Here is a 10,453-nt window from a genome sequence, read left to right as displayed (position 1 = left end):
ATACCGGGACCAGCGACTATCCCCATTATCAGGGACACTCACAAGGTAACGGGTAGGAGTCGGAGCGGGAGCAGGAGTCCCACGCAAGAGCAAGTCCCACCTGCAGCATCAGCCCCACCCGCAACTTTGGCCACTTGTGCACCTCGAAAGTCTGGCAAAACGGCCCAAAAGTACCTCAACTCGCATGTTTGGTGGGTTTTTCGGGCTTTTGAGTAATTCTGTTCTGGGAGTTTCTAATCTGTAGCCCACCAAACATGCGAGTCTGGGTAAAAAAGACCCCTGTGAACGGGGTTAACCGTTGTTTTCGTGCTCGGGGTTAACGGATTCGCCCCAAGAACGGTCCCTTCTGACCTCAACTCTCGATTTGTGTGGGCTTCAAATTAGAAACTCCCAGGTCGCAACCGGCCGAGCCAATCAAAAAGGCACACAAATCGAGACCTTAGGTCTGGAACCCCCGGATAAACATCGTTAAACGTTAATTCCGGCTCGCCAATCCCTCATCCCGCCCGCGCCTAAGCTCACACCATCCCACACCACCAGCCTCAACCCCAGCCCCGCGTCTACACTTATTACCCATGAGCCCTAAGAGCACATTCCAGCCCACCTCAATCGACGGCGTATTCATCTTCGATCCAGTAATCCACGGCGACAGCCGCGGCAGCTTCCACGAGTGGTATCGCCTCGACGCATTCGCCGAGGCCACGGGCTACCCGTTCTTCCCGGAGCAGGCCAACATGAGCGTCTCCGCCGCAGGCGTGGTCCGAGGCCTCCACTTCGCCGATGTCAGCACCGCACCGGATGGCCACCCTGGCCAGGCCAAGTTAGTCACATGCCCCGCCGGCCATATCCTCGACATCGCAGTTGACCTGCGCCGCGGCTCCGATACCTTCGGCCAGGTCGAGGTCTTCGAGCTCGACTCCAAGACGCGCCGCGTGGTCTATCTCCCCAACGGCATTGGGCATGGTTTCGTTTCGCTTGCCGACGACTCCGTGCTCACCTACCTCACTTCCACCGGCTACAACCCGGAGGCCGAGCACGCTGTCAGCATCAAGGACCCGTCGCTGGGAATCGACTTGGCAAAACTGCTGGCCAAGGGCAATCTCACGGAGAAGGACATGATTCTGTCGGAGCGTGACCAGAAGGCCCCGACTATCGAGCAGTTCGAGGCCCAGGGCCACAAGCTTCCGAGTCTCTATGATTGCCAGAATCTGGAAAACGCCGCCCGCGATGAGTGGGCTATCGCCAACGAAGAGGCTGGTCAGTAGTAACCGGACAATACGTTAGAAAGGCGCGAGCATCATGAAGGGCATCATCCTCGCAGGTGGCACGGGCTCTCGGCTGTTTCCCATCACGCGGGGAGTCAGCAAGCAGCTGGTCCCGGTCTATGACAAGCCGATGATCTACTACCCGCTGAGCACGCTCATGCTCGCGGGCATTCGGGACATTCTTGTCATTACGACACCACACGATGCGCCGCAGTTCGAGCGCCTACTTGGCGACGGCTCGCAGTGGGGCATCAACCTCACCTTTGCCACACAGGACCAGCCCCGCGGCCTTGCGGAGGCGTTCATCATCGGCGCGGATCACATCGGCAATGACTCCGTGGCCCTCATCCTCGGTGACAACATCTTCTATGGCGCCGGCCTGGGCACACAGCTGCGCCGCTTCCACGAAGTCGATGGGGGAGCGATCTTCGCCTACTGGGTCGCGGACCCCACCGCCTATGGAGTCGTGGACTTCGACAAGGACGGCCGCGCCGTGGCTATCCAGGAGAAACCGAAAAAGCCGCGCAGTCACTTCGCCGTGCCGGGTCTGTACTTTTATGATGCCGATGTAGTTGAGATAGCACGCTCGCTGCAACCGTCGTCACGTGGTGAATTGGAAATCACGGATGTTAACCGCGCGTACCTGGAGCGCGGAAAACTGCAGGTAGAGGTACTGCCGCGCGGGACGGCGTGGCTGGATACCGGCACAGTGGACAATCTGATGGCCGCGGGCGATTTCGTGCGCACGATTGAGCAGCGGCAGGGGTTGAAGATCGGCTCGCCCGAAGAGGTGGCGTGGCGCATGGGATTCATCGACGATGCCGCGCTTGCCGCGCGTGCCGACGATCTCAGCGCCAGCGGCTACGGCGAGTATCTGCAGCAATTGTTGCTGCGTGGCAAGGACGTTTAGTCGGTTTCGTTACCCTTGTCGCGCTCTTCGCGTTCGCGCTGTTCCTGCTCGCGCTTGCGGCGGTCGAACTCGGCTTTCTTGAGCTTCCAGAGGAACTCGGGGTCATCGTCAGGCGCGAGCGGACGTGGCTCCGGCTGGGAATTGGACAGGCGCTGCCATCCATCGCGGCGAGCGCCAGGGCCGAATGCCTTCCACAGCACGACCACAACGACGATGATGAACAGCAGCAGAATGAGCCGACCCATGGGAAAAGTTAACCTCCTATAGTTACCGACTAGAATACGCAAGGTGTCCAGTAGTGCCTAAAGCACATCAGCTTGAAACAGGCCAACTAGAAGGAATGTGAGATTATGACGAATCCGGCAGAGCAGGACAAGCAGGCCTCATCGCCATCGGCAGAGCAGTCAGCTGCGAAGGCTCCAGCTGCGAAGGCCCCGGCCGCTGACAAGAATGCTGGTCGTGGCCAGGCCATGAAGGGCATGTTCTGGTACGGCCTTGCGCGTCTGCTGCTGTTCTTCGTGCTCTTCTTCGTGCTGCTGGGAATTATCTACGTAGTCGGCGTACAGATTCCGGCGGCGATTACCGCAGTGTTTGCGCTGATCATCGCGATGCCGCTGTCTGTATTTGTGTTCCCGAAGCTGCGTATGCAGGCCAACGAGTCGGTTGCTGTGTGGTCGGCTAACCGTCGAGCCCACAAGGAATACATTGCTCAGCAGATTAAGGACCGCGAGGAAAACTAACCCCGTTATTCCCGCGCCTTCTCCAGCACCCGCTCAATCGCGCGGTTAACCGCACCCGGCGCCTCGAGCGGCAGCATATGGCCGGCCTCGTCGACTTCCACCAGTTCGGCGGTCGGCCACTTTTCCATTATCAGGTCGGCCTGCTCACGTGGCGTGACATCGTCCTTCTTACCCACCAGTACCGCACCCGGCAGACCATCTAGATACGGCGCAGCAGCGAACTCGTCGTGTTCCTGCAGATCATCGAGGTATCCCACGAAAGTCTCCAGCGGGGTCTCGTTAATCATGGCCGCGTGGAATTCGATGATTTCATAATTGGTCTTGCGCATAAACACCGCGACCGCCAGCGACGGCGCCATCAGCTCCGCAATCGCCTCGCGGAACTTACGAATATCCTTCGGTGAGGACTCAATGGCATTGCGCGCCGCATCCGCCACCGGTGTCGCAAGAATTTGCGGCACGCCCTGAGCTGCCAACTTATCGATCGATGTGGCAATCAACACCACGCCTGCTATACGACGGCGAATGCTGTCCTCGGCAGCCCGCACCATGTGTAGGGCCACCAGACCACCTAGCGAATGCCCGACCAGGATGAGCTTTCCGGTCTTAGCTCGCTCACCAATAACCGCCAGCGCATCGCTAGCGGCTCCCGATACTGTGCAGAGGTTGGCGGGGACGGCACCTGTCTGTCCGTGGCCGCGCAAGTCCATAGTGAGCAGACGTGCTTCTGGATGCGACTTCCGCAGTGCGTTGAACTGTCGGTACCAGGACTCACCGGCAAGGGTGAAGCCGTGAACAAAGACAATGGTCACGGGGTCTTGAGCAGAATCGCTGTCGTTGCCAGTCACAGACGGCGCCACCTCGTACCAGTGCACCGGAATATCTGTGGTGAGGGCATCGGGCTTGTCGCTGGCCGCACGCTCATCGTCCTTCGCCGCGAGTTCGGCCTCTGTCGGAACAGTGCGCACATGCGCCACACCGGTGGCCGAAAGATTTGTCAGGCCTGGTTCCCGAGTCTGCGAATGCAGCGCGCCGCGCTCCAGCGCCAGCCGCCGCCTGCCAGAGCCGGTAAAACGCAGTGCCAAACTGCGGGCCAAGGTCGGAGCTTTCGCCACAGTTGCGCCAAGTTTGGCGGTGGCCTCCTGGACGTCGTCAAGCATTGAGCAAACCTCCTAGCTCAAAGCGAGCGTCAGAGCGGTGATGACAGACCAGGCGAGCATCATCTTTCCGGTCGTGCCCAGCACTGGGATGAGCGCCTTGCCCTTCTTGTGCGTGCGGATGGGCTCGGAGGCCTTTACCCACATCGGCACGATGATGAGACCAATCAGCGCCCACGGACGCCAGAATGCGATAAAGATGCTGGCCAGCATGGGCATCGCGGCGAGAATCTGCCAGACAATGCGAGTGCGGAAATCGCCCAGTTTTACTGCCAGTGTGACCTTGCCGGTGGCGGCGTCGGTGGGGATGTCGCGCAGATTGTTCGCGAGATTCACGGCAGAGGAGACCGCGCCGATACCAATCGCGCAGGCCAGACCAATCCACGACAGCGTGCCGGTCTGTGTGAACTCCGTGCCGAGCACCGCGACGAGACCGAAGAAGACGAAAACGGAGACCTCGCCAAGACCGCGATAACCGTATGGATTCTTACCGCCGGTGTAGAACCACGCCGCCGCGATACATGCCGCGCCGACCAGAATCAGCCACCACGCGCTCATCAGCGACAGCGCGATGCCCGCAACACCAGCCACACCAAATGCTGCAAACGCAGCGTACTTCACGCGTTTCGGCTCGACCAGACCAGAGCCAGTCAGACGCAGCGGACCAGAGCGGTCATCGTCCGTGCCGCGGATACCGTCGGAGTAGTCATTGGCGAAGTTCACACCCACAATCAGTGCCCACGCGATAATCAGCGCGAGCACTGCGCGTCCCCAATTAATCGGCGCGTGCGATGCCGCCGCGCCGACGCCGACGATGACAGGGGCAAACGCGTTTGCCCAGGTATGGGGGCGGGCACCTTCCAACCAATCGCTTAACGACGCCGTTGCCGGGCTATTCGGAGTTTCAGACATGGAATTAATAATAGGCTGTACCCCGGATCGCCTAGAACAACCGCGCAACCTTGGCTCGGTCCACCTTGCCCGGGCCAATCAGCGGCAACGAGTCGACGCGGCGGAGATCCTTGGGAATCATCCAGTGGTTGATTCGACCGGCTTCTTCAGCATCGCCGAGGTCATCCATGACATCGCCCAGCTCAGCGGTGCCCTCATACGCTGCAACGATGGCCTGGCCAAGCCGCGGATGCGGAATCCCGACAACGCAGGCGCCGGTGACACCTTCGATGGCCAGCAGCTCGCGCTCGAGCACTTCGGGGTGCAGCTTCAGCCCACCGGAGTCGATGATGGTGTCCAAGCGACCGGTGATGACCAGGCGTCCATCGCGGATTTCACCGGCATCAGAAGTGGCGAACCAACCAGGCTTTGCAAAGGCCTCGTGACCTGGCGCATTGCGGTAGCCCTTGGCAATCATTGGCCCGCCCAGCCAGACATGACCATTTTCAATGGCGACCTGTGCACCGGCAATGGGCTGACCATCGTAGACGCAACCACCGGCGGTCTCCGAGGAGCCATAGGTGGTCACCACATTGATACCCAGCTCTTCCGCGCGCCCAGCAACTTGTGGGTTTAAGGCGGCCCCGCCGACTAAGACGGCATCGAAGAGTCGCAGTGCCGCCACACCGAATGGTTCTGTCATGGCCTTGGCCAGTTGCATGGGAGCAAGAGAAGTGTAGGCACGATCGCCTGTCATGGCCTCAGCGCCATCGGCGAAGGCGCCAATATCAAAACCATCGGTGACATCAACGCACACGGGATCCGTTCCCGCCAACAGTGAGCGAATAAGAACCTGCAGGCCAGCGATGTGATAGGCAGGCATGGCCAGCAGCCACTGACCTTCGCCACCGAGCCAGTCATGTGTGGCGGTAGCTGATGAAACTAGATTGTCGACGGAAAGCTGCGCACCCTTTGGTGTACCGGTGGAACCGGACGTGCCGACCACCAGTGCAATGTCCTCATCAATGGGTTCCCCTGCGCGTTGCGAGTTCCGCAGAATAGAGGCGCGCGTGCCGTCGTGAAGCGGAACGGGCAGGAGTGAGACCTCGCCGTCGAGCGCGGCGCTGAGGTCGGGCAGAATGCGGGTCGGGTCGTGAGGATTGACGGGAAGAAGGCTGAGCGTACGCACAATCCAAACCTTAGTCGGTAGGCCTCCGTAGTTACTTGTGGCGGAACAATCCACCGACGGGTGACGTTGCGCTGACCATAGACGGAAATAAGACGGAAATAGATAGGAAGGCATAAAAATGGGTTGGTTTTTTGGAATGCCCGCGGGATTAGTACCGGAGAATGAGGCGCTGAAGGGCGGCTCGCACCCGGTGCTGGAGGAGCCCCAGCCACATGCGGTGCTCGGCACGCCGATTACCGGTCCGTGGGAGGACGGCCAGGAAGTCGTCTACATCGGCATTGGTTGTTTCTGGGGTGCGGAGAAGATGTTCTGGGAGACCCCGGGCGTGCTGAGCACCTCGGTGGGCTACGCCGGTGGTGTCACTCCCAACCCGACGTACCGTGAGACCTGCACGGGGCGCACCAACCACACCGAAACCGTCGAGGTTGTCTACGATCCGCAGCAGATTAGCTTTGACCAGTTGGTTGCCAAGGCTTTTGAAGCCCACGATCCGACGCAGGGATATCGCCAGGGCAATGACGTGGGCACGCAGTATCGTTCAGCGATTTACACGACGACGCCCGAGCAGGCGCGCCGGGCGCAGGAAATCGCCGACGCGTATGCACCAAAGCTTGCCGACGCTGGCCTGGGCCCCATCACCACAGAGATTAAGCCACTGTCTGAGACCCCAGCAGGGAAGTACTACCTGGCCGAAGATGAGCACCAGCAGTACCTGTTTAAGAATCCGAACGGTTACTGCCCGGTTCACTCGACCGGGGTGGCCTGCGGGATTTAGCGCCGAGTCTTAGGCGCGTCGAAATGTTGCGATTCTTAAGCGTGATTTTTAGGCGCGATTAGTAAAACTAACTTCGATAAGTAAGGTGGTTATATCAATTAGATAGTGGAATAGGAGTGAACCCACGTGGTGAAGAAAGTACTGCGCGTCGCATTTGCTTTCGTCGGCGTAGTTGTCGGCGCAGGTTTTGCGACGGGTCAGGAAATCATGCAATACTTCGTCGCCTTTGGCATCAATGGTGTCTGGGGCGCCGTTCTCTCAGCGGTCATCATGAGCCTGATGGCCATGATTATTCTGCAGCTGGGAAGTTATTTCCAGGCCTCGGAGCACGGAGAAGTTTTCCGACGCGTTTCTCATCCCATCTTTTCTCGCGTCCTGGATATTGGCGTGATTGTTACGCTTTTCGCTACTGGGTTTGTCATGTTCGCCGGGGCAGGGGCGAACATGGAGCAGCAATGGGGAATCTCGGTATGGATTGGTGCCGTAATTATGGTGGCCCTGACCATTGCTGCAGGCTTCCTGGACGTTGACCGAGTGACCACCGTGATTGGTTCTATCACGCCGTTTATTGTGGGATTTATCCTGCTGGCCAGTATCTATACGTTGGCATTCACCGATGCCACCCCAGCGGCTGAGCAAGCTGCCGCGGTGGCTTCTGTGCCAACTACCTTGCCGAACTGGGTTGTCGCCGCAGTGAATTATGTCGGATTCAACCTCATGGTCGCGGTATCCATGGCGATTGTCATTGGCGGTAGCCTGTTCAATCCGCGAGCTGCTGGTGCAGGTGGTTTTGTTGGCGGACTGATTTACTCCGCGATGCTGCTGATTACCACCATCACGCTGTTTCACACTGTGGGCACTGTTGCCACCGATGCAGTGCCGATGCTCACTGTCATCAACCGCCTGCACCCGTGGCTCGGCCAGGCTATGGCCGTGGTCATTCTCGGTATGATTTTCAACACCGCGCTTGGCATGTTCTACGCACTGGCCCGTCGCGTGACGGCCAGCCATCCGGATAAGTTCAACATTGTCTACGTCGCCTTGGTGCTGCTGGGCTTCGCCTTGAGCTTCATGGGCTTCCAGAACCTGATTGGCTGGGTCTACCCAATTCTGGGCTACATCGGCCTGCTGCTGATTACCGTCATGCTCGTTGCGTGGCTGCGTGGTCGAGGCCGCATCAGTGAGGAGACAACGCGCCGTCAGCGCATTTTCCGTCTGGTACGACGTGGCAAGCGGAAGGAAGCGCGTGAGGAGATTGAGGACTCCAACCTCTCTGTTGAAGATGTACGCGACGCCATCGAATAAACGGTGGCACTAGTTTGTGGGATGCCATCCTGGTAGGAGGGGTGGAGGCGCTAGCGCCGTGTTGCCTTTAAAGACGTCGCTCGCGCCCAGGCCACGAACACGCCTGTAATAGCTGTGGACACCAGGACCATGATTGGCCATCGCTCGGGATAATCACGGACCACCCAGGTCCATCCCCATTCTGACGTCCACCACAGTGGAGTGGCGCTGAGTACATCGCCACCAATCATCACTGCCCAACCACCGAGTGCCACCGAGACAAAGATGGCGGCTGCCACACTTCTACGCGCAGTAAGGCCAATGATGGCCACAATCATTGCGGCCACAAATATTGACACCAGCGCCTGGTATGGCCACGGATTAATGACAAGCTGATTATCTGTGTTGGCTGCGTCACCTGCACCGGATTTACCGCCTGCGCCGCTGATTATGGCAGCGACAATCAGCACCGGTATCAAGAACACCATATCCAGGGCAAACAACCGTAGCGTCAGGCTGAGGCGCCTGCGCCTGTACATCAGTGCGGGCCACGCCTCAGCCTGGGCAGTCCAGGTCATGATGGCCACCACCGTCGCCGCTGTTGGTACACAGACAAAACTCAGCAGCCCCAGTGCATACTCGGCATCCCACACCGCCCGCACACCTGCAAGACCTGCACACATCAGTGCGGCCAGGCCCCACCACGTGCGCCACGGCAAAGTTGCCGCTAGACCATGACCGAAAGATGTATTCCTGCGCTCCTGACCTATTGATAAGCGGAAGGTCATGCCATGACTAAACAGCACGATGGCAAAGAAGATAATGCCAAGAAATGCATGCAGCAGCGCCGGCGGAAGAATATCGATACTCCAGATTTCGCTGCCCGCAGGGGCAGCCACTGAGTTAGGGAGCACTCCGTGGATGGGCAGCGTGGGGCGAATCGCCCATGTCCACGGCAGAAATAGCCAGGACGGACTCATGGCAGATAGTGTGCCAGCAATACCCCACGCGATAGCTACCAGCGGTGCAAGCAATAGCGCCGCCCGAGGGACAAGGCGCCACACCACTAGGCCGAATGCCCAGAAAACAAAGAACGACAGTGTGCTGAAAAGAGTGAACTGTAGAGCGTTTTCGAAGCTATCTGCCAGCAGTGCCGCCATCAGCGCATGCCCAATGGCTGCGGCAAGGATGACCGTGCCGACGCGTGCTAACAGGACACGACGAGGTGAGATGTTGCGCCAAGACAATCCACCGTGGCGGATCTTTTCCTCTCGACTTTGACCGATGACAGCGGTAAGAGCTCCCAGCGGAGGCAGCAGAACCAGCGAGTAGAAGTGTGCGCTGGCCATGGCCGTGGCATTAACGCCCGATGAAAAAGCCATACTGACCAGTGCGATTGCCACCATGATGACGGGCAGGAACATGGTGAAGGACCACTTTGCCCGCAGTAGCTCGGCGCGGAAGTAGTTCCGAGTGCTCATCGTGCAACACCTACTGCCGTGAAGAAAGCTTGCTCAAGAGATTGGCCGTCAGCTGCAAAATCAGCTAGTGGACCTTCGTAGACCAACCGACCGCCTGCGAGAACCCCAAGGTGGTCAACGCTCTTTTCCACTTCACCGAGTTGGTGTGAAGACACGACGACTGCTTTGCCAGAATCTGCCAGATGTCGAAGCAGGGTACGAAGCCCCACGATGGCTTCGGGGTCCAGGCCGTTCGTGGGTTCATCGAGAAGCAGAATGTCCGGATCTGTCAGAAGCGCCATTGCCAGTGCCAGACGGACTTTCATACCGGTGGAGAACGCTCGAGCGCGTTTGTTGCCCGCGTGCAGGCCAACCATGTCCAGCACCTCGTCGATGCGATCTTTATCAGTGCCAGTCAGGTGAGCGTGAACCCTGAGGTTTTCAGCAGCCGAGAGCTGTGGATAGAATGCCGGACCATTGATGGAAGCCCCGATGCGGTCAAGGTCCATGACAGTCCACGGCCGTCCCGCAATGCGGATTTCACCGGAGTAGGGAAGAAGCCCCAGCACCGTGCTCATCAGCGTGGATTTGCCGGCGCCGTTTAAGCCCAGCAGGCCATAGACTTCACCTGCGCGAACGCTCATATCAAGGTTGTTCAGGACAGGTTCGTTCTTGCCGTAGGCGACGGTGATGCCACGGAGTTGGAGGAGGGGAAGGGCTGTTCCTGCGGTGCTCATGCCTTTAGTAATAGGCCTGCCGAACTCTGACCGCGTCCTCCCAGA

General features: G+C 59.0%; 11 protein-coding genes. 5 read left to right on the top strand and 6 right to left on the bottom strand.

Going from position 1 to position 10,453, the window contains the following annotated elements:
- Window positions 1-575 precede the first annotated feature (575 nt).
- The gene (locus tag Q4E11_RS09975; RefSeq protein ID WP_303165485.1) at window positions 576-1,265 is read left to right on the top strand and encodes a dTDP-4-dehydrorhamnose 3,5-epimerase family protein; all 690 of its coding nucleotides are present in this window, start codon (window positions 576-578) and stop codon (window positions 1,263-1,265) included.
- A gap of 34 nt (window positions 1,266-1,299) precedes the next feature.
- Entirely contained in the window at window positions 1,300-2,175 is an 876-nt protein-coding gene (rfbA, locus tag Q4E11_RS09970) for a glucose-1-phosphate thymidylyltransferase RfbA (protein ID WP_303165484.1), read from the top strand.
- Here the strand turns inward: rfbA and Q4E11_RS09965 are convergent.
- Window positions 2,172-2,420 carry a hypothetical protein gene (locus Q4E11_RS09965; protein ID WP_303165483.1) on the bottom strand — a complete coding sequence of 83 codons (249 nt, stop codon included), beginning with the start codon at window positions 2,418-2,420 and terminating at the stop codon, window positions 2,172-2,174. The genes rfbA and Q4E11_RS09965 overlap by 4 nt on opposite strands.
- Window positions 2,421-2,525: 105 nt before the next feature.
- Between Q4E11_RS09965 and Q4E11_RS09960 the strand changes: the two genes are divergently transcribed.
- Entirely contained in the window at window positions 2,526-2,915 is a 390-nt protein-coding gene (locus Q4E11_RS09960; RefSeq protein WP_303165482.1) for a DUF4229 domain-containing protein, read from the top strand.
- A gap of 5 nt (window positions 2,916-2,920) precedes the next feature.
- Here the strand turns inward: Q4E11_RS09960 and Q4E11_RS09955 are convergent, their stop codons facing one another.
- The 3 genes from Q4E11_RS09955 to menE are packed head-to-tail and all read right to left on the bottom strand — an operon-like array spanning window position 2,921 to window position 6,152.
- Window positions 2,921-4,075 carry an alpha/beta fold hydrolase gene (locus Q4E11_RS09955; protein WP_303165481.1) on the bottom strand — a complete coding sequence of 385 codons (1,155 nt, stop codon included), beginning with the start codon at window positions 4,073-4,075 and terminating at the stop codon, window positions 2,921-2,923.
- A 12-nt stretch (window positions 4,076-4,087) separates the two neighbouring features.
- Window positions 4,088-4,984 (bottom strand): 1,4-dihydroxy-2-naphthoate polyprenyltransferase, encoded by an 897-nt coding sequence (locus Q4E11_RS09950; protein ID WP_303165480.1) that lies wholly within the window; start codon window positions 4,982-4,984, stop codon window positions 4,088-4,090.
- 31 nt (window positions 4,985-5,015) lie between these two features.
- Window positions 5,016-6,152 carry an o-succinylbenzoate--CoA ligase gene (menE, locus tag Q4E11_RS09945; RefSeq protein WP_303165479.1) on the bottom strand — a complete coding sequence of 379 codons (1,137 nt, stop codon included), beginning with the start codon at window positions 6,150-6,152 and terminating at the stop codon, window positions 5,016-5,018.
- Window positions 6,153-6,270: 118 nt separating this feature from the next.
- Here menE and msrA point away from each other — a divergent pair, with 118 nt between their 5' ends.
- Together msrA and Q4E11_RS09935 are read left to right on the top strand one after the other, a co-directional pair.
- Window positions 6,271-6,927 carry a peptide-methionine (S)-S-oxide reductase MsrA gene (msrA, locus tag Q4E11_RS09940; protein ID WP_303165478.1) on the top strand — a complete coding sequence of 219 codons (657 nt, stop codon included), beginning with the start codon at window positions 6,271-6,273 and terminating at the stop codon, window positions 6,925-6,927.
- 126 nt (window positions 6,928-7,053) lie between these two features.
- Window positions 7,054-8,232, top strand: coding sequence for a hypothetical protein (locus Q4E11_RS09935; RefSeq protein WP_303165477.1), 1,179 nt, complete (start codon window positions 7,054-7,056; stop codon window positions 8,230-8,232).
- 50 nt (window positions 8,233-8,282) lie between these two features.
- Here the strand turns inward: Q4E11_RS09935 and Q4E11_RS09930 are convergent, their stop codons facing one another.
- Entirely contained in the window at window positions 8,283-9,692 is a 1,410-nt protein-coding gene (locus tag Q4E11_RS09930; RefSeq protein WP_303165476.1) for a hypothetical protein, read from the bottom strand.
- On the bottom strand, window positions 9,689-10,408 hold the full coding sequence (locus Q4E11_RS09925; RefSeq protein ID WP_303165475.1) for an ABC transporter ATP-binding protein: 720 nt from the start codon (window positions 10,406-10,408) through the stop codon (window positions 9,689-9,691). The genes Q4E11_RS09930 and Q4E11_RS09925 overlap by 4 nt, the downstream gene beginning before the upstream one ends.
- Window positions 10,409-10,453: the final 45 nt, after the last annotated feature.

Origin of the sequence: Corynebacterium sp. (genome assembly GCF_030532195.1) — a bacterium.
In the GTDB taxonomy this organism is placed as follows: domain Bacteria; phylum Actinomycetota; class Actinomycetes; order Mycobacteriales; family Mycobacteriaceae; genus Corynebacterium.
This window is presented reverse-complemented; position numbering and strand designations above follow the sequence as displayed.

Coding starts and splice junctions, on each gene's coding strand:
- Q4E11_RS09975 (WP_303165485.1), top strand. CDS start 576: ATGAGCCCTAAGAGCACATTCCAGCCCACCTCAATCGACGGCGTATTC.
- rfbA (WP_303165484.1), top strand. CDS start 1,300: ATGAAGGGCATCATCCTCGCAGGTGGCACGGGCTCTCGGCTGTTTCCC.
- Q4E11_RS09965 (WP_303165483.1), bottom strand. CDS start 2,420: ATGGGTCGGCTCATTCTGCTGCTGTTCATCATCGTCGTTGTGGTCGTG.
- Q4E11_RS09960 (WP_303165482.1), top strand. CDS start 2,526: ATGACGAATCCGGCAGAGCAGGACAAGCAGGCCTCATCGCCATCGGCA.
- Q4E11_RS09955 (WP_303165481.1), bottom strand. CDS start 4,075: ATGCTTGACGACGTCCAGGAGGCCACCGCCAAACTTGGCGCAACTGTG.
- Q4E11_RS09950 (WP_303165480.1), bottom strand. CDS start 4,984: ATGTCTGAAACTCCGAATAGCCCGGCAACGGCGTCGTTAAGCGATTGG.
- msrA (WP_303165478.1), top strand. CDS start 6,271: ATGGGTTGGTTTTTTGGAATGCCCGCGGGATTAGTACCGGAGAATGAG.
- Q4E11_RS09930 (WP_303165476.1), bottom strand. CDS start 9,692: ATGAGCACTCGGAACTACTTCCGCGCCGAGCTACTGCGGGCAAAGTGG.
- Q4E11_RS09925 (WP_303165475.1), bottom strand. CDS start 10,408: ATGAGCACCGCAGGAACAGCCCTTCCCCTCCTCCAACTCCGTGGCATC.